This window comes from Agrobacterium sp. CNPSo 3708 (assembly GCF_028674915.1).
Lineage (GTDB): Bacteria > Pseudomonadota > Alphaproteobacteria > Rhizobiales > Rhizobiaceae > Agrobacterium > Agrobacterium cavarae.
This window is the reverse complement of sequence record NZ_JAQZSF010000001.1, coordinates 385,182-408,553: the sequence shown is the minus strand read 5'-3', so window position 1 is coordinate 408,553 and position 23,372 is coordinate 385,182. Positions and strand designations below refer to the sequence as shown.

25 protein-coding genes are annotated in these 23,372 nt (G+C 58.6%); 15 read left to right on the top strand and 10 right to left on the bottom strand.

The annotated features are described in order from the left end of the window. Positions 1–36 precede the first annotated feature (36 nt). From PVA19_RS01895 to trmB, 7 genes are all read left to right on the top strand, one after another. Complete coding sequence (locus PVA19_RS01895) at positions 37–1,095, top strand: PhoH family protein (RefSeq protein WP_062427103.1); 1,059 nt, start codon at positions 37–39, stop codon at positions 1,093–1,095. Positions 1,096–1,105: 10 nt separating this feature from the next. Further along, the gene (ybeY, locus tag PVA19_RS01890) at positions 1,106–1,612 is read left to right on the top strand and encodes an rRNA maturation RNase YbeY (RefSeq protein ID WP_112955521.1); all 507 of its coding nucleotides are present in this window, start codon (positions 1,106–1,108) and stop codon (positions 1,610–1,612) included. Between the two features lie 17 nt (positions 1,613–1,629). After that, positions 1,630–2,766 (top strand): hemolysin family protein, encoded by a 1,137-nt coding sequence (locus tag PVA19_RS01885; protein WP_113273005.1) that lies wholly within the window; start codon positions 1,630–1,632, stop codon positions 2,764–2,766. 290 nt (positions 2,767–3,056) lie between these two features. Beyond that, the gene (gene lnt, locus PVA19_RS01880; protein ID WP_274100983.1) at positions 3,057–4,649 is read left to right on the top strand and encodes an apolipoprotein N-acyltransferase; all 1,593 of its coding nucleotides are present in this window, start codon (positions 3,057–3,059) and stop codon (positions 4,647–4,649) included. Between the two features lie 140 nt (positions 4,650–4,789). Continuing rightward, complete coding sequence (locus PVA19_RS01875) at positions 4,790–5,209, top strand: helix-turn-helix domain-containing protein (RefSeq protein ID WP_062427100.1); 420 nt, start codon at positions 4,790–4,792, stop codon at positions 5,207–5,209. A gap of 173 nt (positions 5,210–5,382) precedes the next feature. Further along, entirely contained in the window at positions 5,383–6,648 is a 1,266-nt protein-coding gene (gene metK / locus PVA19_RS01870; RefSeq protein WP_062427099.1) for a methionine adenosyltransferase, read from the top strand. Positions 6,649–6,797: 149 nt separating this feature from the next. Continuing rightward, entirely contained in the window at positions 6,798–7,496 is a 699-nt protein-coding gene (trmB, locus tag PVA19_RS01865) for a tRNA (guanine(46)-N(7))-methyltransferase TrmB (RefSeq protein ID WP_274100982.1), read from the top strand. Between the two features lie 2 nt (positions 7,497–7,498). On the opposite strand, the gene PVA19_RS01860 is transcribed toward trmB, so the two are convergent. Beyond that, on the bottom strand, positions 7,499–8,254 hold the full coding sequence (locus PVA19_RS01860; protein ID WP_113226068.1) for a DeoR/GlpR family DNA-binding transcription regulator: 756 nt from the start codon (positions 8,252–8,254) through the stop codon (positions 7,499–7,501). Between the two features lie 99 nt (positions 8,255–8,353). Here PVA19_RS01860 and PVA19_RS01855 point away from each other — a divergent pair, with 99 nt between their 5' ends. After that, a complete protein-coding gene (locus PVA19_RS01855; protein WP_274100981.1) occupies positions 8,354–8,941 on the top strand; it encodes an NUDIX domain-containing protein in 588 nt (195 codons plus the stop codon). A gap of 32 nt (positions 8,942–8,973) precedes the next feature. On the opposite strand, the gene PVA19_RS01850 is transcribed toward PVA19_RS01855, so the two are convergent. Together PVA19_RS01850 and PVA19_RS01845 are read right to left on the bottom strand one after the other, a co-directional pair. Beyond that, a complete protein-coding gene (locus PVA19_RS01850) occupies positions 8,974–9,873 on the bottom strand; it encodes a ribokinase (protein ID WP_062599212.1) in 900 nt (299 codons plus the stop codon). A 224-nt stretch (positions 9,874–10,097) separates the two neighbouring features. Then, positions 10,098–11,294 (bottom strand): DNA recombination protein RmuC, encoded by a 1,197-nt coding sequence (locus tag PVA19_RS01845; protein ID WP_274100980.1) that lies wholly within the window; start codon positions 11,292–11,294, stop codon positions 10,098–10,100. Positions 11,295–11,434: 140 nt separating this feature from the next. Between PVA19_RS01845 and def the strand changes: the two genes are divergently transcribed. Genes def through truA form a run of 3 tightly spaced genes read left to right on the top strand, consistent with a single transcriptional unit; the run spans position 11,435 to position 13,735 of the window. After that, entirely contained in the window at positions 11,435–11,947 is a 513-nt protein-coding gene (gene def, locus PVA19_RS01840; RefSeq protein WP_112520001.1) for a peptide deformylase, read from the top strand. A 51-nt stretch (positions 11,948–11,998) separates the two neighbouring features. Beyond that, the gene (fmt, locus tag PVA19_RS01835; RefSeq protein WP_274100979.1) at positions 11,999–12,931 is read left to right on the top strand and encodes a methionyl-tRNA formyltransferase; all 933 of its coding nucleotides are present in this window, start codon (positions 11,999–12,001) and stop codon (positions 12,929–12,931) included. Positions 12,932–12,934: 3 nt separating this feature from the next. Next, on the top strand, positions 12,935–13,735 hold the full coding sequence (truA, locus tag PVA19_RS01830; RefSeq protein WP_274100978.1) for a tRNA pseudouridine(38-40) synthase TruA: 801 nt from the start codon (positions 12,935–12,937) through the stop codon (positions 13,733–13,735). Positions 13,736–13,752: 17 nt separating this feature from the next. Here the strand turns inward: truA and PVA19_RS01825 are convergent, their stop codons facing one another. The 3 genes from PVA19_RS01825 to dapD form a co-directional block, all read right to left on the bottom strand. Further along, entirely contained in the window at positions 13,753–14,349 is a 597-nt protein-coding gene (locus PVA19_RS01825; protein ID WP_274100977.1) for a hypothetical protein, read from the bottom strand. Continuing rightward, positions 14,333–15,529, bottom strand: a complete 1,197-nt coding sequence (dapE, locus tag PVA19_RS01820) for a succinyl-diaminopimelate desuccinylase (protein WP_274100976.1) — start codon at positions 15,527–15,529, stop codon at positions 14,333–14,335. The genes PVA19_RS01825 and dapE overlap by 17 nt, the downstream gene beginning before the upstream one ends. A gap of 152 nt (positions 15,530–15,681) precedes the next feature. Further along, a complete protein-coding gene (gene dapD, locus PVA19_RS01815; RefSeq protein ID WP_112358667.1) occupies positions 15,682–16,536 on the bottom strand; it encodes a 2,3,4,5-tetrahydropyridine-2,6-dicarboxylate N-succinyltransferase in 855 nt (284 codons plus the stop codon). Positions 16,537–16,682: 146 nt separating this feature from the next. Between dapD and PVA19_RS01810 the strand changes: the two genes are divergently transcribed. Then, positions 16,683–17,543, top strand: a complete 861-nt coding sequence (locus PVA19_RS01810; RefSeq protein ID WP_082546507.1) for an LOG family protein — start codon at positions 16,683–16,685, stop codon at positions 17,541–17,543. Between the two features lie 89 nt (positions 17,544–17,632). Here the strand turns inward: PVA19_RS01810 and PVA19_RS01805 are convergent, their stop codons facing one another. Then, positions 17,633–18,577, bottom strand: a complete 945-nt coding sequence (locus tag PVA19_RS01805; RefSeq protein ID WP_112358712.1) for a nucleoside hydrolase — start codon at positions 18,575–18,577, stop codon at positions 17,633–17,635. A gap of 311 nt (positions 18,578–18,888) precedes the next feature. Between PVA19_RS01805 and PVA19_RS01800 the strand changes: the two genes are divergently transcribed. Next, positions 18,889–19,314 carry an Hsp20 family protein gene (locus PVA19_RS01800; protein ID WP_274100975.1) on the top strand — a complete coding sequence of 142 codons (426 nt, stop codon included), beginning with the start codon at positions 18,889–18,891 and terminating at the stop codon, positions 19,312–19,314. A gap of 167 nt (positions 19,315–19,481) precedes the next feature. Beyond that, positions 19,482–19,739 carry a DUF1150 family protein gene (locus PVA19_RS01795; RefSeq protein WP_274100974.1) on the top strand — a complete coding sequence of 86 codons (258 nt, stop codon included), beginning with the start codon at positions 19,482–19,484 and terminating at the stop codon, positions 19,737–19,739. A 199-nt stretch (positions 19,740–19,938) separates the two neighbouring features. Here PVA19_RS01795 and PVA19_RS01790 read toward each other — a convergent pair whose 3' ends face one another. Beyond that, positions 19,939–20,532: an EF-hand domain-containing protein gene (locus tag PVA19_RS01790; protein ID WP_274100973.1), complete on the bottom strand. Its 594-nt coding sequence runs from the start codon at positions 20,530–20,532 to the stop codon at positions 19,939–19,941. Positions 20,533–20,641: 109 nt separating this feature from the next. Continuing rightward, complete coding sequence (locus tag PVA19_RS01785) at positions 20,642–21,361, bottom strand: pyrimidine 5'-nucleotidase (RefSeq protein WP_274100972.1); 720 nt, start codon at positions 21,359–21,361, stop codon at positions 20,642–20,644. Positions 21,362–21,464: 103 nt separating this feature from the next. Here PVA19_RS01785 and PVA19_RS01780 point away from each other — a divergent pair, with 103 nt between their 5' ends. Next, complete coding sequence (locus PVA19_RS01780; RefSeq protein WP_062445740.1) at positions 21,465–22,382, top strand: DMT family transporter; 918 nt, start codon at positions 21,465–21,467, stop codon at positions 22,380–22,382. Positions 22,383–22,403: 21 nt separating this feature from the next. Here the strand turns inward: PVA19_RS01780 and argB are convergent, their stop codons facing one another. Next, positions 22,404–23,288, bottom strand: a complete 885-nt coding sequence (gene argB, locus PVA19_RS01775; protein WP_062427083.1) for an acetylglutamate kinase — start codon at positions 23,286–23,288, stop codon at positions 22,404–22,406. Positions 23,289–23,372 lie beyond the last annotated feature (84 nt).

Sequence of the window (23,372 nt, the reverse complement as noted above, 5' to 3'; positions counted from 1 at the left end):
GGAACCGGAACTGACCTCGGACAGGAGCCTGACCGCTTGAACGCACACGAATTGGTCTCACCATCATCGCGCCAGCCACGTTCACCCGCGACCGACGCCAATCACTTCGTCCTCACGTTCGAGAATAACAGAATAGCCGGAGAGCTATTCGGTCAGTTCGATCAAAACCTGAAATTACTGGAGCAGAAGCTCAACATCGATGCCCGCCCACGCGGCAATTCGGTGGCGATCACCGGCGACATGGTTGCGACCAACCAGGCCCGCCGCGCTCTGGATTTCCTCTATCAGCGCCTGCTGAAGGGTGGCACAGCCGAACTTTCCGACGTCGAAGGCGCAATCCGCATGGCGGTCGCGGCAGATGACCAACTGACCCTGCCGACAATGGAGCGCAAAGCCAAGGTGTCGATGGCCCAGATTTCTACCCGCAAGAAGACCATTGCTGCCCGCACACCGACACAGGATGTCTATATGCGGGCGCTGGAACAGTCGGAACTCGTCTTCGGTGTTGGGCCAGCCGGTACCGGCAAGACCTATCTGGCCGTCGCCCATGCCGCCCAGCTTCTAGAGCGCGGTGCGGTGGATCGCATCGTTCTTTCTCGGCCTGCCGTCGAAGCGGGCGAGCGTCTGGGCTTCTTGCCCGGCGACATGAAGGAAAAGGTCGACCCCTATCTTCGTCCACTCTATGATGCGCTTTACGACATGATGCCCGGCGACAAGGTGGAGCGTGCCATTCAGGCAGGCGTTATCGAGATTGCGCCGCTCGCCTTCATGCGTGGCCGCACGCTCGCAAACGCTGCCGTCATTCTCGACGAGGCGCAGAACACCACGACCATGCAGATGAAGATGTTCCTGACCCGTCTGGGTGAGAACGGTCGCATGATCGTCACCGGCGACCCAAGCCAGGTCGACCTTCCGCGTGGGGTGAAATCCGGTCTGGTCGAGGCCTTGCAGATCCTGGGCGACGTTGAAGGCGTTTCAGTGGTTCGCTTCAAGGACGTCGACGTCGTGCGTCACCCGATGGTGGCGCGTATCGTCAAGGCCTACGAATCCCACACGGCCGTGCCGGATGAGAGCCTTCCAAGACAAGGTTACTGAAGCCGAGACAATGACGGTTCTGGATATTCAAATCGCTGTCGAGGCCGATGACTGGTCCTCGGAGGAAGAGCTTTTGGCCTTCAGCACGAAAGTGCTGGAGGCCACTGTTTCCTATCTGAAAGACGAAGAGCAGCAGCCGTTCCCCGCCATGCCGGTGGAACTGTCGCTGGTTTTCACCGATGACGCTGCCATCAAGGAAATAAATGCGGAATGGCGCAATAAAGACAAGGCGACGAATGTCCTGTCTTTTCCGGCCTTTCCGCTGGAGCCGGGCGGCATGCCGGGGCCCATGCTCGGCGATATTGTCATTGCGCATGAAACTGTCATGCGCGAAGCTCTTGATCTCGAGAAGAGTTTCGAGGATCATTTGACCCATCTGCTGGTGCATGGATGTCTGCATCTTTTCGGTTATGACCATATGGAAACCGAAGAGGCGGAAGAAATGGAGGGGCTTGAGACTCGCATTTTGGCGACTCTTGGCCTATCTGATCCCTATGCGGGTCAGGACCCGCTTTGATCGAACTGTTTGGGACAATGAACGAACATTCTGCAAGACCGCCCCAAGAGGGCAAGGACGCCGGGGAACAATCCTCATCGGAGGAGGGCAGTAGTCCGTTACGACAGGACTATCAAGCAAAGCCCCGCTCGACCATCTGGTCGAGAATTTCCCGGATCTTGAAGCCATCGCAGGGCGAGCGCCTTCGTGAAGATCTGACCGACGCGCTGATGACCGATACGGATATCGGCGCTGCCTTCACGCCCGACGAGCGGGCGATGCTCAACAATATTCTCCGCTTCAGAGAAGTCACGGTCGAGGACATCATGATCCCGCGCGTCGATATTGACGGGCTCGATCAGGAGACGACGATCGGTGAAGCGATGATCCGCTTCGAGGCGACCGGACGCTCGCGCATGCCGGTTTATGACGAGACGCTCGACGATCCCAAGGGCATGATCCATATTCGCGACCTCCTGTCCTATGTGGGCAAGCAGGCGCGCAACAAGCGCAGAAGCGGTACACGCGCGCCAGCCAATGGCGAGGCGAAGGCGCCGCGCACACCGCGCTCGAATTTCGACCTCGCCCGCGTCGATCTCGAAACGACGCTGGCCGAAGCCGGAATCATCCGCAAGATCCTGTTTGCGCCGCCCTCCATGCTCGCATCCGATCTCTTGAAGACCATGCAGGCGCAGCGCACCCAGCTTGCGGTGATCATCGACGAATATGGTGGCACAGACGGGCTTGTGTCCCACGAGGATATCGTGGAGATGGTCATTGGCGACATCGACGATGAGCATGACAAGGACGAGGCGATGTTCGTCCGCGTGTCGTCAGACGTCCTGATCGCGGATGCGCGCATAGAACTGGCGGAACTTGCCCAGGCGATCGGTCCGGATTTCGATGTTCGAGAGCATGCCGAGGAGATCGATACTTTGGGTGGTCTCGTCTTCTTTGCGCTTGGCCGCATTCCGTCAAAGGGTGAGGTGGTCCGCGCGGTACCAGGATTTGAATTCCAGATTCTGGATGCCGACAATCGCCGCATCAAGCGTGTCCGCATCCTTCGCGACGAGTCCTCCACGGGCGAGGATGACCAGGCGCCAGCACCCGTCTTGACCAGTGAGATGATCGCGCTTCCCGCCCCATCCGACAGCACGGACAAGGCTGCCGTTTGATGGGTTTAAGTCCCGGGCAAAAGGGTCCGGGATTTCTTCTTTTCCAACAACCGATAGATGAGGCCGCTGCAATTGGCGGATTGCACAGACACGCCATCGCTGTCCTGTGGACGTTCTATTTTTTTTACAGTAAGTCGGAAGGGCATGCCGCATAACTATTCGGCGTTCGGCAGCCGAAACACAATCGGTGGTCTCTCCGACTGCGCGCGTTTCGATGGCAAGTCAGGTTCTGGTATCCGCTTTCCGGTTTTGCGTTGCTGAACGGTGCCCCTCAAGGAGATTGATACTGTATGGAGCGGCTCGCGGGCACGATCATGTTGAGCGGTGGCTTCAGCCGCGTTCTCATCGCATTTCTGGCCGGCGCTATCGGTGCGCTCGCGCTGCCGCCGATCGGGTTCTTCGCCAGCCTCTTCGTTTCCTTCACCCTTCTGGTCTGGTTGATCGATGGCACCACGGGAAGCCCCGATGGTGGCGTCGTGTCTCGCGCCTTCAGAGCGTTTCTGCTCGGCTGGATTTTCGGCTTTGGCTATTTCGTTGCGGGCCTCTGGTGGCTCGGAAATGCGCTGCTGCTGGAGGCTGATGAGTTTGCCTGGGCTCTGCCGCTGGCAATTCTGGGCCTGCCCGCTTTTCTCGCGCTTTTTTACGGTCTTGCCGTGATGCTGGCCAACAGCCTCTGGTCGGATGGATGGGGCAGGCTTGCGGCCCTCTCCGCAGCCTTTGGACTGGTGGAATGGTTGCGCAGCTTCGTCGCCACTGGCTTTCCCTGGAACGCGATCGGTTACGGGATGATGCCGGTTCCGTTGATGATGCAGAGTTCCAACCTGATCGGCATCTTCGGCATGTCGATGCTGGCGGTCTTTGTTTTCTCCAGCCCCGCGCTTTTTGGAACCCGCCGTGGCATGGTGCCGGGCCTGACGCTTGCTGTTCTGCTGCTGGCAGGCCATGTGGGATACGGGTTTTATCGTCAGCATCGGCCATTGCCGGAGCCAGCGGCGGATGCAATCACGGTGCGCATCGTGCAGCCCGGCATCGATCAGTCGCGCAAGATGCTGAATGCCGATCGTGCCGAAATATTCCAGGAGCATCTTCGCCTATCGGCGCTTCCGCCGACGCCAGGCAAGAAGCGGCCCGATATCATCGTCTGGCCGGAAACATCCGTTCCCTTCATTTTGACCCAGAACCCGGATGCGCTGGAAGAAATCGCCAAGACGCTGGAGGATGGTCAGATCTTGCTGACGGGGGCGGTGCGCATGGAGGATGCGGGGGCAGGGCATCCGCCGCGCTACTACAATTCCGTCTATGCCGTGGATGGCCAAGGCCAGATCATTGGTGCGACCGACAAGGTGCATCTTGTGCCCTTCGGCGAGTATGTGCCTTTCGAAGACGTGCTGCGGCGTTTCGACATCGAGAATATCGTCAACCTGCCGGGCGGTTTCTCACCGGCGGCTAGCCGGACACCCATCATTCTTCCATCCGGCAAGAAGCTCTACTCCTTCATCTGCTACGAGATCATCTTTCCCGATGAAGTGCCGGCCGATATTGCCTCGTCTGAAGCGATCCTGAATGTCACCAATGATGGCTGGTTCGGCGATACACCCGGGCCCTATCAGCACTTCCAGCAGGCACGTGTGCGCGCTGTGGAAACTGGCTTGCCAGTGATTCGAGCAGCCAACACTGGCATTTCCGCCATCATTGATCCGTTAGGTGGCATTGAGGCTGGTCTTGACTATGGTCAAAAGGGTATAATCGACGCTACTCTAAGTAGTAAGGCAGACGACGTCCTGAGCAGCGGTGCCCGTAAAACGAACTTTTGGTTGTTGTTTATAACAATGTTGATCGTGGCGCTGTTTTCTAGGTATGGTTTAGTCAGCCGCAAGAATTGACCGAAAACCCCTGAAATTGCATAGTGAGATTGTAGGGTTGTACAACGCAAGTGATATGAAGGACTGTTGCACTGATCCGACCTCTACGGTTTTGCGTTAATGTGTAACAATCACCGACAACAGGATGTCAGGACTAACATATGACCGAAAATAAGAAGAAGCCGAACCCAATCGACATTCATGTCGGAAGCCGCATCCGGTTGCGCCGCACCATGCTGGGCATGAGCCAGGAAAAGCTGGGTGAAAGCCTTGGAATTACCTTCCAGCAGATCCAGAAATATGAAAAGGGCACCAACCGCGTTGGCGCCAGCCGTCTTCAGAACATCTCCGCCATTCTGAACGTTCCGGTTTCCTTCTTCTTCGAAGATGCGCCGGGCGCCGAGCCAGCCTCCGCTTCCGGCTCCGCCGAAGCGTCGAGCTCCAATTACGTCGTGGATTTTCTCTCCTCGTCCGAGGGACTGCAGCTCAATCGCGCCTTCGTCAAGATCAACGATCCGAAGGTCCGCCGCCGTATCGTTGACCTAGTAAAGGCGCTGGCTGCGGAAGGCGACGCCGAGTAAGCGACCGAAGATCGATCGAATACCCACTTGAACGGCCTTTCGGGGCCGTTTTTTGTTGTGTGCTTGCAGAAATGAAATTCCGATATAAAGATATATTTATGTCGTTCTGTCCTTGTTTTTTCCGATGAAATGAATAACAAACGCACAGACCTGTTCTTTGAGGGGAATCCCGCATGCGCGCCAACTACCTGTTCACCAGCGAATCCGTTGCTGAAGGTCATCCTGACAAGGTTTGCGACCGAATTTCCGATGAAATCGTCGATCTGATTTATCGTGAAGCGTCCAAGACCGGCGTCGACCCATGGACCGTTCGCATCGCTTGCGAAACGCTTGCCACCACCAACCGCGTGATCATCGCTGGTGAAGTGCGCGTTCCTGATACGCTGCTGAAAAAGGACAAGGACGGCAATGTCCTGAAGGATGCCGCTGGCCATCCGGTGATCAACCCATCCAAGTTCAAGTCCGCGGCGCGCAAGGCCATCCGCGACATCGGCTATGAGCAGGACGGCTTCCATTGGAAGACCGCAAAGATCGACGTGCTCTTGCACCCGCAGTCTGCCGATATCGCACAGGGCGTCGATAACGCCTCCGACAAGCAGGGCGACGAAGGGGCTGGCGACCAGGGCATCATGTTCGGTTACGCCTGCAAGGAAACGCCGGACCTGATGCCGGCGCCGATCTATTATTCTCACCGCATTCTTCAGCTGCTTGCCAACGCTCGCAAGAGCGGCGAAGGCGAAGCCGCCAAGCTCGGCCCCGATGCCAAGAGCCAGGTGACCGTTCGCTACGTCGACGGCAAGGCGTCTGAAGCCGTTTCCATCGTTCTGTCCACCCAGCATCTGGACGCAAGCTGGGATTCCAAGAAGGTTCGCGCGGTCGTCGAACCTTACATCCGCGAAGCGCTTGGCGACCTGAAGATTGCCGATGATTGCAAGTGGTACATCAACCCGACGGGCAAGTTCGTGATCGGCGGTCCCGATGGCGATGCCGGCCTGACCGGCCGCAAGATCATCGTCGACACATATGGTGGTGCAGCTCCGCACGGCGGTGGCGCATTCTCCGGTAAGGACACCACGAAGGTGGACCGTTCCGCAGCTTACGCCGCCCGCTACCTGGCAAAGAACGTGGTTGCCGCAGGTCTTGCCGACCGTTGCACCATCCAGCTGTCCTACGCCATCGGCGTTGCACAGCCGCTCTCGGTCTATGTCGATCTGCATCAGACGGGCAAGGTCAGCGAAGACGAAGTGGAAGCCGCGATCCGCAAGGTCATGGACCTCTCGCCGTCGGGCATCCGTCGTCACCTCGACCTCAACAAGCCGATCTATGCCAAGACCGCATCCTACGGCCATTTTGGTCGCAAGGCTGGCCGCGACGGATCCTTCTCCTGGGAGAAGATCGATCTGGTCAAGCCGCTCAAGGATGCGCTGAAGGCCGCTTGAGGTCATCGGCTCGAAACATAGCCCTCCCCTCGACTCCGGTCTTGCCATGGGCGACCGTTTGAGGGATAGGGTCTGAAAACTTGAAACCCGCGCAATACCGATGAAACGGTAAGGTGCGGGTTCATCTATTTTGCTTGAGAGAGTTCACGATGACGGAAGAGCGGCGTTCACGATCGACGGAAGCGTTCTATGGCAGGCGCAAGGGCAAGCCTTTGCGCAACCAGCAGGTGGAAAGCATCGAGAGCCTTTTGCCGCTGTTGAAAGTCGATCTTGAAACACCGGCGCCGAAGCCGCTCGCCGCACTCTTCCCGGCCGACGTGAAATCCATCCGCCTGGAAATCGGTTTTGGCGGTGGCGAACATCTGGTTCATCGTGCCGCTGAAAATCCATCGACAGGCTTCATCGGCGTGGAGCCGTTCGTCAATTCCATGGCGAAGCTTCTTGGCGCCGTCAAAGAGCGCGAGTTGATGAACATCCGCCTCTATGACGACGACGCGACGCAATTGCTGGACTGGCTTCCTGATGAATGCATCGATCACATTGACCTGCTTTATCCGGACCCGTGGCCGAAGAAGAAGCACTGGAAGCGCCGCTTTGTGTCGGACGTCAATCTTGCTCGTTTCTACCGCGTGCTGAAGCCGGGCGGCAAGTTCTGCTTCGCTTCCGACATTGATACATACATCAACTGGACGCTGCAGCATTGCGCCCGGCGTGGCGGCTTCGAGTGGACGGCCAAGACGTCGGCCGACTGGCTGACGCCTTACGACAACTGGCCTGGTACCCGCTACGAGAACAAGGCCAAGCGCGAGGGGCGGAGCTCCGCCTATCTTACCTTCCTCAAAGTCTGACGTCAGACCTTCACGATCGCCGGTCCTGCTGCCCTGTAGGGCTTCAGCAGCGTGTCCGGCAGGTCGGCATCCACGACCAGAGTGGCAAGCTTATCCAGAGGCAGGATGAGATAGGGCGAAGCAGCGCCGATCTTGTCCTTCGTCGCAACCAGGATCGTCTCGGCGCATTGGCGAGCGATCAACCTTTTGATTGCTGCCTCTTCGCGGTTTCCAGTGGTCGCGCCGGCCTCTGGATGGACGCCCGTCGCGCCAAGGAAGAACAGCTCGGCATGGATGCCCGAAATGGCCTCGGCGCTCACAGCACCCATGGAAACAATCGAGTGCTTGAAAAGCCGCCCGCCGATCGACTCCACCTCGACGGACGGATGATGCGCCAGTTCCACCGCGATGCTTGGACTGTGGGTGATGATGGTGGCCTGTAGGGCGTGCGGCAGATGGCGGGCAAGCTGGAGATTGGTGGTGCCGCCGTCGAGGAAGACGATTTGTCCCGGCTTGATCAACGTGGCTGCTGCCCGGGCAAGCTTTTCCTTTGCCGAGGACGCCATCTGTTCGCGCACACGGTAATCGGCAACTGCTGGTGAGGATGGCAGCGCGCCACCATGAACCCTCTGTAACAGACCGTCCTTGGCAAGTTCACGCAGATCGCGGCGTATCGTGTCCTCGGAGACGCCGAGTTCTTCGGCGAAGCTCTTCGCAACAATTCGTCCGTCCCTTTGCAGGACCTGCTGAATGAGCGTCTTTCGTTCCGATGTTAGCATCGACCCAATCCCCTGCACGAATTTTCTTGACTCTGCATGAAATTGCACGAAATTGCGCGTATGTCCACGACCGGTCAACTCCAGCCACAGGGAAGTTTCATGAGTATCGCGCATCGCATCAGCATCGAGGACGTCAAGGTTCTCTCAAACGACTGGTACCTTCTGAAGAAGACCACCTTTTCCTTTCTCCGGGAGGATGGCACCTGGCAAAAGCAATCGCGCGAGACCTATGATCGCGGCAATGGCGCGACGATCCTGCTTTACGACAAGGAACGCCGCACCGTGATCCTGACGAGACAGTTCCGCTATCCCGCCTTCGTCAACGGCCATGACGACCTTCTGATCGAAACGCCAGCGGGTCTTCTGGACAATGCCGAACCGGAAGCGCGCATCCGGGCGGAGACGGAGGAGGAAACCGGCTTCAAGCTACGCGCTGTGCGCCAGGTCTTCGATGCCTTCATGAGCCCTGGTTCCGTCACCGAGAGGCTGCACTTCTTCGTCGGCGAGTATCAGCCCGACGACAGAACCTCGGCCGGAGGAGGAAATGAAGACGAGGGCGAGGATATTGCCGTCATGGAAATCGGGATCGATGAGGCGATGAGCATGATCGCCTCAGGGGTCATTCGCGACGGCAAGACGATCATGCTTTTGCAATATGCCGCCCTCAATCTGTTCAAGGGTGCTTGATCGGGTTGAGGACGGGACGAGACTTTATAGTCTCAGAGCTTTGCATCCACATCAGCAGCGGTGGGGATAGACGGCTGGGCACCCTCTCGGGTGCAGGCCAGCGAACCAGCGACAGCGGCACGGCGCAGCGCCTTCTCGAAGTCCATTCCGGCATCGAGGCTTGCGGCGAGATAGCCGCAGAAGGTGTCGCCAGCGCCCACCGTATCGACCGGCTCTATCTTCAGGCCCATGGCCTTGAAGAGCTTGCCATTGCGAATAGCGATCACGCCGTCCGCACCGAGCGTGACAATCAGTGTCTGCCCAGTCTCCGCGTGAAGCGCGCTCAACTCCTTCTCCCGATCGGAAGATGACAGCCCGTTCTTGCCGATCAACAACTCGAACTCGGTCTCATTGGCGATAACGATATTGGCAAGCTTGGAAAGGCGGGCCGCATCCGCGGTGAGGGGAGCCGTGTTGATGATCGTTGTGACACGCTTGGCTTTGGCGGCCTTCAAAGAGGCCTCGATCGCATCGGCCGGAATTTCAAATTGCAGCATCAGCGTGTCGCCCTCGGCCATCTCCGAGACGGCGCGCTCTGCATCCTGCGGCGAGACCGTGCCATTGGCCGCGGGAATAACCGAGATCATGTTCTCGCCACCCTCGCCAATCAGGATCACGGCCGTTCCAGTCGGTTCGGCCACCGTCTTCAGCAGCGACAGATCGGTCCGGGCGTCACGCAGCAGCGTGAGTGCGGGGGCTGCAAAGGTGTCGTCACCAATCGCACCTGCCATCTTGACGTCCGCTCCGGCGCGACGTGCGGCCAGCGCCTGATTGGCACCTTTGCCACCAGCCGCCGTGGAAAAGCTTTTGCCGGTCACCGTCTCGCCTGGCTTCGGAAGACGGTCAGAGGTGGCGACGAGATCCATGTTGATGGAGCCGAAAACAGTAATCATGCGAGGCTGATCCAAAAGGCAAAGACGTTAACAATGCCGATAGTGCTACAGCATCGGCCCGAAAATCGGAATCGATTTTTGGAAAGCACGATGCGTAGATTGAAAGAAGATAGAGCGTCCTTTGTGCGTCTAAAAAGACACACGGCGCTCTAGCGCATCGGGATCGAAATCGGAAATCAATTTTTGCAATGGCGGCGACGTTCGTTTGCTTTCAGCGCGACCGCCTACTCGTCATCCACCACGCGCAGCTTGGCTGCACCCGCGCGTGCATCTGCAATGCGGCGCATATGCTCCACCTCCGAATGCGGGATCTCCTTGGTGCTTGTGGAAAAATCGAGGCTTTCGATCTTGTCGCCACGCGCGAGAACCTTTTCCGACGACGTCAGCATCATCTCGACATCGCGCTGCGCCTGGCCGAAATGCGTCTGCAGCTTGCGGGTACGCTCATCCAGACGCCGCACATCGTCCATCAACAGCGCCACTTCACCCTGGATCAGATGGGCCTGCTCCCGCATTCGTTGATCCTTCAGGACCGACTGGATAACCTGGATCGAAAGCATCAATAGCGATGGTGAAACAATCACCACCCGGGAGCGGTGAGCACGCTGCACCAGAAATTCGAAATGCTGGTGAATATCGGCGAAGATCGATTCCGACGGCACGAAGATGAAGGCGGTATCCTGCGTCTCGCCAGGAATGAGATACTTCTCCGACACATCGCGAATATGCACTTCCATGTCCCGGCGGAACTGCTGGGTCGCAGTGCGCTTGGCTTCCGGAGATTCATCCGCCTTCAGGGCATTCCAGGCTTCCAGCGGAAACTTGGCGTCGATCACCAGCACCGGCGCATTGTTCGGCATCTTGATCGTGCAGTCCGGCCGAAAGCCGTTCGAAAGTGTGGGTTGAAGCTGGTAGGTGCCAGAGGGCAGCGCATCGGCAATCAGCGCTTCCATGCGGGCCTGGCCGAAGGCGCCACGGGTCTGCTTGTTCGAAAGGATCGCCTGCAGCCCGATCACATCCTTGGCAAGATCCTGGATGTTGCCTTGAGCAGCATCGATGACGGCAAGGCGCTCCTGCAGCTTGCTGAGGTTCTCATGGGTCGACCGGGTCTGTTCCGTCAGCGTCGTGCCGAGCCGCTGCGACATGCCGTCCAATCGCTCGTTCAGCGTCTGGCTCATCTCGTTCTGGCGCGCGGAAAAGGCATCCGCCATGGCGGCGATACGGCCTTGCAACTCGGTCTGGGTCTTCAGAAGTTCGGTAAGCTCTTCCCGTGGCTGATCCGGCGCTGCCGGTTTACGCAGAAGAAAGAGGACGGCCAGCAGCCCGGCAAAGGCCAGAAAGAAAAGGAGCGCGCCGACAGAAATGTTAAGCGTTCCAACGCTGAAAGCCGTTTGACCGAGGCCATTGAGATCGATGTTCATGACGCAATCTAACAGAGTTATTCTGATTCGTACAAAACAAGAACATGTCCGCGGCAAAAATGAGTCGGCTATCCAGTAGCAGCGTTGAATCGACCGTATTTTTTCATTTCCTCGGCTGATGAGATGGGTTATGGGAAGCCATGACGATCAAGCCTCTTATCATTTTGCCCGATCCACTGCTGCGCCAGCAATCCAAGCCTGTCGAGACGGTGGATTCGGAAATCCAGCGCCTGGCAGACGACATGCTGGAGACCATGTATGACGCGCCGGGCATCGGTCTGGCCGCGATCCAGATTGGCGTTGCGCGCCGTATGCTGGTGATCGACCTTTCGCGCGACGATGAGGAAAACAAGCCGCAGGTTTTCATCAATCCGGAAATCCTCAAAGTATCGGACGATGTCTCGACCTATGAAGAGGGCTGCCTCTCCATCCCCGATTACTACGCCGAAGTCGAACGTCCGGCCTCTTTGACGGTTGGATATGTGGACCGCGACGGCAAGCAGCAGACGATCGAGGCCGATGGTCTTCTTGCCACCTGCCTGCAGCATGAAATCGACCATCTGAACGGCGTGCTCTTCATCGACCACATCTCGCGGCTGAAGCGTGACATGGTCATCAAGAAATTCACCAAGCTGGCCCGCGCCAAGGTCTGATCCGGCTGGCCGATAGGCCGCCCGGTACCAGCAGCAGGGCAGGGGGCAACAATGGCTCTTCGCATCATATTCATGGGAACGCCGGAGTTTTCGGTCCCAACGCTGCGCGCGCTGAAAGAGGCGGGCCATCATGTCGTGGCGGTCTATACGCAGCCGCCGCGCCCAGGCGGTCGTCGTGGACTGGACCTGCAAAAATCCCCCGTGCATCAGGCTGCAGAGCTTTTGGGAATTCCGGTTCTGACCCCGTTGAATTTCAAGGCGAACGAAGATCGACAGCAATTTGCCGCGTTCGATGCCGATGTCGCGGTGGTCGTTGCCTATGGTCTTCTACTGCCTGAGGCCATTTTGAATGGCACACGCCTTGGCTGCTACAACGGCCACGCATCCCTTCTGCCCCGCTGGCGCGGTGCGGCGCCCATCCAGCGCGCCATCATGGCGGGCGATGCCGAAACAGGCATGATGGTGATGAAGATGGAAAAGGGGCTGGACACCGGCCCCGTGGCGCTGACAGCTCGCGTTCCCATCGATGAGAACATGACGGCCGGCGAGTTGCATGATGCGCTGATGCTGAAAGGCGCCCGGTTGATGCGTGACGCCATGGCAAAGCTCGAGAACGACGATCTGCCGCTGACGGTGCAGGCCGAGGAGGGCGTTCTCTACGCCGCCAAGATCGACAAAGCGGAGACGCGGATCGATTTCTCCCGCCCATCGCAGGACGTACACAACCACATTCGTGGGCTGGCACCCTTGCCCGGTGCCTGGTTCGAACTGGAGATCGGCGGCAAGCCGGAACGCGTCAAGGTCTTGGCAAGCGAGCGGGCCGAGGGAATGGGCGAGGCAGGCTCCGTTCTTGACGACCAATTGACGATTGCTTGCGCCAGCGGTGCAGTGCGTCTCCTAAAGTTGCAGAAGGCAGGCGGCAAGCCGATGCTGGCTGCGGACTTCCTGCGCGGAACGCCCGTTGCCATCGGAACGAGGCTGTAGCCGATGCCGCGTTTTCGCATGAGCGTCGAATATGACGGTACGTCCTATGTTGGCTGGCAGAGGCAGGACAATGGCAGGTCGGTTCAGGGCGCACTCGAAGCGGCCGTCCTGTCGCTGACGGGCGAGAAGGTCGGTATTCGTGGGGCTGGCAGAACCGACTCCGGCGTGCATGCGGTGGGTCAGGTCACCCATGTGGATCTAGCGCGCGACTGGCAGCCCTACAAGCTTCGCAATGCGCTGAATGCCCATCTGGCAATGGCAGGCGACGCAGTCTCGGTGCTCGACGTAGCAGCCGTGACGGAGGATTTCGACGCCCGCTTTTCTGCGATCCGTCGCCATTATCTCTACCGCATCATCTCGCGCAAATCACGCCTGGCGCTGGAGCACAAGCGCGCCTGGTGGGTGTCGAAAGACCTCGACCATGAGAGAATGCATGCGGCCGCGCAGATGCTGGTTGGGCGGCATGACTTCACCACTTTCCGCTCAGTGAATTGCCAGGCCAACAGTCCCGTGCGCACGCTGGACAGGCTTGATGTGACACGCACTGGCGACCTGATTGAGATCCGCGCAACGGCGCAGAGCTTCCTGCACAACCAGATCCGCTCCTTCGCCGGAACGCTGAAGCTGGCAGGCGAGGGCGCGATGACGCCCGATGATGTCCGCGCTGCACTTGAGGCGCGGGACCGCAAGGCCTGCGGCCCGGTCGCGCCGCCGGAAGGCCTCTACTTCATGCAGGTGGATTATCCCGACGTCATACCGCCGCGGCAGCCGCGGACAGGTGCGGCAGAGGGCAGCGAAGTCTGACTTTCAGCCTCCGATGATCAGGTCGGGTAAACGCCAAGAAAGCGCTGCAGCAGTTCCGACAGGATCATCCCGGGTACAAGCAGGGTCATGACCAATGCCGTTACCAGAAGCGGCTGGTCGCGCACGAAAAACCGCACGATCCTCGAGAAGGTGAAGACGAGCGTCAGCAGCAGCGCAAACCAGAGGATTGCGACAAGCCCGTGCAACGCGGGCAGGAGCAGCGCAATCAGGATCAGCAACGAATAGGCGTAGGAGAATGGCACCGACAACCAGTTTGCTACCACGATAATCGCTTGAAACTTGCCTCTCGCTCCAAAGGCATAAAGCAGCACGCCGATCAGGATCAGCGGCACCATCCAGCAGATCGCTTCGACGATGGCGAGACGGATGAAGAAGATCGCGCCCGTATGAACGCCTTCCGGCAGTCCGGATAGATAGGCTTCATGCCACCAGTACCAAGAAAGCGCCATGGAAGGCAGGCACCAGAGCGCGGCGTAGAAGGAGCGAAGCAAGCCGCGATCAGTGATGTCCAGAAGTCGCAGGCCTTCCTTGTTGCCGAGAAACAGCAACGACAACCCGCGCAGATAAATGGCGACTTCACTCAGTGGCGGCATGGCCGAACCAGCGTTCGATGAAGGTTTCATAGATGCGTGTCAGCGTTTCGAGGTCCGCTACGGCGACACTCTCATCGACCATATGCATCGTTTTCCCGACGAGACCGAACTCCACCACGGGGCAGTAATCCTTGATGAAGCGCGCATCGGAGGTGCCGCCGGTGGTCGAAAGCTTCGGCTCCAGACCCGTGACCTCGGCCACCGCGCCCGAAAGTGAGGAGATCAGCGCATTGTTGCGCGTCAGGAACACGTGGCTCGGCCGATCAGCCCAGACGATCTCGTAATTGACGGGTGTCCGATCCGGACGAAGCGCGCCGTCAGCGGCAGCCGCATCCAGACGACGGATGATCTCGGCCCGCAAAGTCTCTGCCGTCCAGGTGTCGTTGAAACGGATATTGAAGGACGCCGTCGCTCTGGCCGGAATGACGTTGGTTGCGGCGTTACCCGTATCGATGGTCGTTACTTCCAGATTGGAGGGCTGGAAATTGTCGGTGCCGTTGTCGAAAGGCGGGTCCATCAGCGCTTGCGTCAATTGCAGCACGCCGCGAATGGGGTTGTCGGCAAGATGCGGATAGGCAGCATGGCCTTGCACGCCATGCACGGTGATGCGGCCGGAGAGCGAACCCCGGCGGCCGATCTTGATCATGTCGCCGAGCTGGTCCGGGTTGGTCGGCTCGCCGACGACGCAGGCATCCCAGCGCTCTCCCTTGGCGGCGGCCCATTCCAGAAGCTTCGAGGTGCCGTTGATCGACGGACCTTCCTCATCGCCGGTAATCAGGAAGGATACCGAGCCCTGCGGCTTGCCATGCTTTTCGATGTGACGGGCAATCGCTGCGACGAAGCAGGCAATACCGCCCTTCATGTCGACAGCGCCGCGACCATACATCTCGCCGCCGGCAATCTCAGCGGCAAAGGGCGGATGGCTCCAGGAAGCTTCATCGCCCACCGGTACGACATCGGTATGACCGGCAAACATCAGAAGCGGTCCATCGGTACCAAGGCGGGCGTAGAGATTTTCCACGTCCGGCGTGCCATCTTCGGTCGCGACCATTCGGTCCACCGCAAAGCCGAGCGGCGAGAGCAGGTTATCGAGCAGGCTGAGCGCCCCGCCTTCTGCAGGCGTGACCGAAGGGCAGCGGATGAGTGCGGCAAGATTGGAGACGGGATCGGTGGCGTTCATGGGCTGTCTACTCTCTGCCGCTTCTACTCTTAAAGCGTGTCGCGATCTTTCAGATTCGCTCCCTACGCTTTAAGTCCTTGTTTTGTCGCATGTCGTTACCGCAAAACCGCTGCACACTTTTGCGCGACATGCTTTAGCGGGTCTTCTTGAGTTCAATCGCGCAGCAGTTCGTTGATACCGGTCTTGGAGCGCGTCTTTTCGTCGACGGTCTTGACGATGACGGCGCAGTAGAGGCCAGGGCCCGGCTCGCCATTCGGGAAGGGCTTGCCAGGCATGGTGCCGGCCACCACGACGGAGTAGGGCGGGACTTCGCCGTAGAAGATTTCGCCGGTCGCGCGGTTCACGATCTTGGTGGACTTTCCGATATAGACGCCCATGCCAAGCACCGAGCCCTCACGGATGATGCAGCCTTCGACGACTTCGGAGCGCGCGCCGATGAAGCAATTGTCTTCGATGATGGTGGGGCCAGCCTGGAGCGGCTCGAGCACGCCGCCAATGCCGACGCCGCCGGAAAGATGGACGTGCTTGCCGATCTGGGCGCAGGAGCCGACGGTTGCCCACGTATCGACCATGGTGCCTTCATCGACATAGGCACCGAGATTGACGAAGGACGGCATCAGCACGACGTTCTTCGCCACATAGGCGGAGCGACGAACCACGGCATTCGGCACAGCGCGGAAGCCGGCAGCGCGAAACTGGTTTTCACCCCAGTTTTCGAACTTGGAGGGCACCTTGTCCCACCAGGTGGATTCGCCTGGGCCACCGGTCACGATTTCCATGTCGTTGAGGCGGAAGGAGAGCAGGACGGCTTTCTTCAGCCACTGGTTCACCTTCCAGTTTCCATTGGCCTCACGCTCGGCCACGCGGGCCTCGCCGGCGTCGAGAAGATTGAGCGAGGTCTCGACCGCATCGCGAACTTCACCCTTCGTGGAGGTGTTCACGCCGTCGCGGTTTTCGAATGCGGTTTCGATGATGCTTTCGAGGGTGCCGAGATCCGAGCTGCTCATGAGAATTCCTTAAACTTCGCTGACTATCGTCATTTCAGGGAAACATCCGCACCGCTGGCCGGACACGGTCAATTGCTCTAAGCGAGTGTTTCAAGTGCGTCAATGCGATTTGGGCGATTTGACGCAAGCATCGGAAAGGCATGGAAATGGCGAAACTGAAAAACGGCAAGCTGCGGCGCAAAGATGGTGTTTGGGACCCGCTGAAAAACAGTTCGGACGACAAGCACCAGGCCGAAGTTATCCCTAAGACACCGCAAAGCGCCTCGCCCTCCTATCGCCTTGCCTATACCGATACCGACTTCCTATGCCGGGAAGAATTGCGCCCGATCCGCCTTCAACTCGAACTGTTGAAACCGGAGATGATCCTGTCTGAACGCGGCATCAAATCGACGGTGGTGATGTTCGGCGGTGCGCGTATTCCTGAGCCGGGAGCCGCCGCTTGGGCGGCGCGCAACGAGACCCAGAAGAAGAACCTCGAAGCAGCCTCGGTCTATTACGATGAGGCACGCAAATTCGCGCAGCTCTGTGCTGTCGAAGCGGAGAAATTCGATCACCGCGAATATGTTGTCATGACCGGAGGCGGCCCGGGTGTGATGGAAGCGGGCAACAGGGGAGCATCAGAAGCAGGCGCTCCCTCGATCGGCCTCAACATCCTGCTGCCACATGAACAGGCGCCGAACCCCTATGTGACGCCGGAGCTCAGCTTCAACTTCCACTATTTCGCCATCCGCAAGATGCACTTCCTCATGCGGGCCAAGGCCGTGGTCGTCTTCCCCGGCGGCTTCGGTACCATGGACGAACTGTTCGAAACCGTGACGCTGATCCAGACCAAGCGCATGGCACCAATCCCGCTCATCCTTTTCGGCAGGGATTTCTGGCACTCTATCATCAATTTCAAGGCATTGGCGGATTTCGGCACCATCGCGCCGGACGATATCGACCTGTTTCACTTCGCCGAGACAGCCGAAGAAGCCTGGAAGATCGTCGCCGATTTCTATGAGCTATAAAGGCTGCCGTTTCTCGACGGGATAACATCGCACAAAAATGCCCGGGCTCGATCGTCTCTGAGCCCGGGCATTTTTGTGAGAAGCGGTGATCAGAGCCTTGCGAAGCGCTCGGTGAGCAGCGCGAAAAAGCCATCGGCATCCACATCTCGGAAAACCTTGGCATTGACGGGACGCTCCGTCACCTTCCACCAATCGACCACGGTCATGCCCATGGTCAGGTCAGACGACGTCTCGATTTCCACATTGCAATCGCGTCCAGCGAAAAGCTCAGGCTTGATCAGGTAGGCAATCACGGTCGGATCATGCAGCGGCCCGCCATCGGAGCCGTACTTCTCCACGTCGAATCGCTCAAAGAACTCCAGCATTTCCGCCATGGCGATGGCCGGGTGCGTGCCGATATCACGGATGCGGGCAACGCGCGCCTTGGTCGTCAACAGCTTGTGCGTCACATCCAGCGGCATCATCACGAGCGGAATGCCGGAGCGGAAGACGATCTCGGCGGCATGCGGATCGACATAGATGTTGAACTCGGCCGCTGGCGTGATGTTGCCACCCTCGAAGAAGCCGCCGCCCATCAGCACCAGTTCTTTCACCCGCGGCGCGATATCCGGTGCTTTTTGCAGAGCGGTCGCGACATTGGTGAGCGCGCCGAGCGTGCAGAGCGTCACCGTGCCTTCCGGCTCGCGACGAAGGGTGTCGATGATGAAATCCACCGCGTGCTGGGACTGTGCAGCCAGTGTGGGTTCCGGTAGCGTCGGGCCGTCGAGGCCAGTGCTGCCATGCACATGCTCGGCCGTGATCGGTGCGCGCACTAGCGGACGTTCGCAACCCTCATAGACCGGCACTTCAGGACGGTTGCACAGTTCCAGAATGATGCGGATGTTGCGGCTTGTCAGCTTGAGCGGCACATTGCCTGCCACGGCGCACAGCCCGAGAATTTCGATCTCGTCGGGGCTTGCAAGTGCGAGCATGATCGCGGCTGCGTCATCCTGCCCGGGATCGGTGTCGATAATGATTTTTCTGCGCTCGGCCATGGTCATCCTGTCTGTCCAGAGCGCCCTGCGTTCTTTTGGACGCACAAAGGAAGCTCTTACTCTTTCAATCCACGCATCGTCCTTTTCCAAAAATCGAGTCCGATTTTCGGCCGATGCTGTAAGTCATGTCTTTTCAAGCTGGTTTGACCGGCTTGTCAATGGGCTGCCGAAGACCGGTGGTTTTGCCGATGCGGCGTTCTTGCGTTTCGGGCACCATGTTACCATATGGCAATGAGCTGCCGAAACGGGGCTGGGCGCCGCATCACCACGTGCGCCACAAGATCGTCGCTTGGATGCAAGGACACGGGACTATGAGCCGCATGACACCCTTCACAAACCCCTTGATGCTGGGATTCGATGCCATGGAAAAAACGCTGGAGCGTATGGCAAAATCGAATGACGGCTATCCGCCATACAATATCGAGCGGCTGGCGGCGGAAGACTCAAGCCCTGAGCGACTGCGCATCACCATTGCGGTTGCCGGATTTTCCGAAGACGATCTCGAGGTCACGACGGCGGATAATCAGCTGGTGATCCGTGGGCGCCAGCAGGATCAGGAAAAGCGCGACTACCTCTATCGCGGTATCGCCGCGCGGCAGTTCCAGCGCGTTTTCGTGCTGGCTGACGGTATGCAGGTGCACACTGCGCGCCTGAAGAACGGTCTGCTCTCCATCGAACTCACCCGTCCGGAAATCTACAACGTGGTGAAGAAAATTAACATTTCCGTCTCACAGTAAGACTCTGGCCCCGTAGACTGATTCCGTTCAGTCTCCTGGTCAAAGACCAACGCATCGGCGCAAGGATCCGGAGGATCTTCGCAACGGACTGCGCGTCGACTTGAAATTCTGAGCGACCGGATACGTCTTCAAAGGACGCAACAACGGCGCTCGATGGAGGCTGAAACATGCTTTTAAAAGAAGCGCATGCGCGCCTGACCAAATCCCAGCTGGCCCATCTTGGTGCCGGCGAAGTGGGCTACATCCGCAAGATGCGAGCCGAACAGGTGATGAAGTGCTTTCCCGAGGCGCCCGAGATCGATGCCGGTCTTGATCTTTGGGCTCTTTTCGGCGCCGACGGCACACCCATCCTTCTGACCGACAACCGATCCAGCACCTTCTTCAAGGCTGCCGAAGACGAGTTGCGGACCATCAGCCTGCACTAAAGCGCGTTGCGATCTTTAAGATTTGCGTCCGGCGCTTAGGTCTCGGTTTTGTCGCATGTCGTTATCGCAAAACCGGTGACCACCTTTGCGCGGCGTGATTTAGCACTAGTTCGTGAGTGACCGGTCCGGTTCTGGAGCAATTGGCCGATAAAAAAGGCCCACCCTGAAACAGGGCGGGCCTTCAGTCATCGAGATGGCCTTAGAGCCAGGGGCGATCCGGCATGTCGTCCACGCTGATAACGCCGTCATTGTTGCGGTCTAGACGCGTGAAGATCTTTTCGCCAGCGGCCATGAACTCAGGCTTGCTGAGCTGACCGTTGCCGTCCGTATCGGCTGAGGCGAACATGCCGCTCATCTTGCCTTTACGGTCCTTGCCCTTGCGCTCTTCGCGAGCTTCACGGCGCTTTTCGCGCTCACCATCCTTCTTGTCGCCCTCGGCCTTTTTCTGGTCAGCCTCGGCTGCGGCTTTTTCCGGACGCGGATTGGCTTCCCGCCAGGCTTCCATTTTCGTCCGGCGATAGTCTCGCATTTCCTTCGGCGTGATGGAGCCGTCCTTGTCGGCGTCGATCTCGGTGAAGAGTGCCTCCTGGCGGGCGTTGAACTCTTCCTTGGTGATCTTGCCGTCCTTGTTGGTATCGGCCACCTTCAAGAGGTGAACGAACATCGGCTCAGGGCGCATGCGCGGACCTTCACGGTCGGCGCCGCCACGTGGAGCCGCCATCGTCATGGACGCAGTGGTGCTGAGCATCAGGGCAGCGCCAAGCGCGGTGATGGCGATCTTCCGTTTTAGCATATCAAAACCTTTCCGTTGGTGTCCCTCGTAAGACGCTATAGGCGACGCTTCGTTCCCACCAGTTAAACATCCGTAATGCATATGAAATATCCGTAATATATGGATTGCTCTAAGCTCGGCTGTCTTGGAGTCCTACCAAAAATTCCGATAGGTTATCGGTAATGTAATCGATGTGATCATCCGTCTCGGCCGGGATTTCCCAGCGCTCCATCACGACGCCTTCGAGATTGCGCGGAACGAGAAGCACCGTCTTCATACCCATCGCTCGGGGTGCCACGAGATTACGCGGCAGGTCCTCGAACATCGCAGCCCTTTTGGTATCGAGCTGTTTCAGCGCGGCAAATTTTTCGTAGGTCTGGCCCGCGGGCTTCGGCAGGTAACCCGCAGCGACGATGTCGAAGATATCTTCGAAGTGATCGAGGATTCCCAGCGCACCGGCAGCGGCCTGAGCATGCTTGACGCTGCCATTGGTCAGAATGAATTTGCGGCCAGGCAGAGCCTTGATGGCCTCTCCCAACTCCGGATCTGGAAGCAAGGCGGAATAGTCGATCGCATGTGCCTTCTCCAGGAAGTCGTTAGGATCGATACCGTAGTGGATCATCAGTCCTTGAAGCGTCGTTCCATGCTCGTGGTAGTAGCGCTTCTGAAGAACGCGCGCATCTTCCGGATCGAGCTGCAACAGTTCCGCCACATAGGCGGTCATGTTGCGGTCGATCTGCGAGAAGAGATTGATGTGATGCGGGTAGAGCGTGTTGTCGAGATCGAAGACCCACTCCGTCACATGGGCGAAATCGGCTGGCTCTGCGGTGTTCTTGGGCTTTGTGTTCATGCAACGCTTATGCCCGTTTCGCTGGTCAAATAAAATCGAAAACGCGCCGCCAGTGACGAAAACCGTCCTTGGCGGCAAACCTGCGCCAATGCTAATCCAAGGCATGGAATTGTGGATCGGCATCACTCTGGTCAGCGCCTTCTTGCAGAATCTGCGCTCGACCTTTCAAAAACATCTGAAGAAGAGCATGGGGACCACGGGCGCCACCTTCGTGCGCTTCGGCTTCGGCATGCCCTTTGCGTTGACCTATCTCGCCATCCTGCATTTTGGACTGGCAAGGCCATTGCCATCGATCAACGGAACCTTCGCGCTATGGGCGGCGGTTGGATCGATGGCGCAGATCGGCGCCACCTTCCTGCTGGTGCATCTGTTCTCGTTCCGTAATTTCGCTGTCGGTACGGCTTACTCGCGCACGGAGCCTGCTCAGGCGGCACTCTTCGCGCTCATCTTCGTGGGCGAAAGCGTCAGCGCCGGAACGCTGCTGGCCATTGCCATCTCGGTCTCCGGTGTCATGCTGATTTCGGTGGCGAGAACGGCGCTCTCTCCCGTTTCCATCATCACCTCCATCTTCAGCAAAACCGCGGGGATTGGCCTCGCATCTGGCGCACTCTTCGGTCTCTCCTCCGTCGCTTATCGTTCCGCATCGCTCTCGATTGCCGCAAGCCTGCCGGCGCCCGACGCCATCATGCAGGCGAGCTTCACGCTCGTGGTGGTCATCGTGACGCAAACGGTAACAATGCTCATCTGGATTATTCTGCGGGAGCGGGAAGAACTGGCGCGTATCGCCAGGGCATGGAAACCGGCCATCGCTGTCGGGTTCGTCGGTGCCACCGCCTCATTTGGCTGGTTCACGGCGATGACTCTGCAGCAAGCCGCAGTCGTCAAGGCGCTGGCGCAGGTAGAAATGCTCTTTGCCTTCGCCTCGACTGTCTTTTTCTTCAAGGAAAAGATCAACAAGCTCGAACTGATCGGTTGCCTGTTGATCGTCCTGGGCGTGCTGTCACTTTTGGCCTGGGGCTGACCCAAGCCAAAATCCGACGGCTCAGGGCACGATCAGCGTGCCGGCACCTTCCGTGAAGATTTCCAGAAGGACCGAGTGGGCGGTCTTGCCGTTGAGGATCACCACGCCCTGCACACCGGCCTTGATCGCCTCGATGCAGGTTTCCACCTTCGGGATCATCCCGCCGGAGATGGTGCCGTCCTTGATCAGCGCCTTGGCCTGGGAGACGGTCAGTTCCTTGATCAGTTCCTTGTTCTTGTCGAGAACGCCCTCGACATCGGTGAGGAACAGCAGGCGGGTGGCGTGGAGCGCGCCGGCAATTGCGCCAGCGAAGGTATCGGCATTGATGTTGTATGTCGCGCCATCACGACCGGGTGCCACAGGGGCGATGACGGGGATCATCTCGGACTTTGCCAATAGATCGAGCAGCGTGCGATCGACTTCAACGACCTCGCCGACGAAGCCGAGATCGAGGACCCGCTCGATATGGCTGTCCGGATCGGTCACGGTCTTGCGCGCCTTTTCGGCAAAGACCATGTTGCCATCCTTGCCGCAAAGGCCGATGGCCCACTCACCCGTCTGGTTGATGAGGGCAACGATCTCCTTGTTGATCGAGCCTGCCAGAACCATTTCGACGATCTCGACCGTCTTGGCGTCTGTGACGCGCAGACCGCCTTCGAACTTCGATTCGATTCCCATCTTCGTCAGCATCGCGCCGATCTGCGGGCCCCCGCCATGAACGACGATGGGGTTGATGCCGGATTGCTTGAGAAGCGCGATGTCTTCGGCGAAAGCTTTTCCAAGAGCCATGTCGCCCATGGCGTGACCGCCATATTTTACGACGATTGTCTTGTTTTCATACTTCTGCATGAAGGGAAGGGCCTGAGCCAGAAGCCGGGCCTGCATTTCGCTTTCGATACTCGCCATGAGAAAAACCTCTTGCTGGAACGCGCCGCTTGTAACGCAAGTTTTTGACGGATGAAACACGGGATGGGGTCGGCGAGAAACATA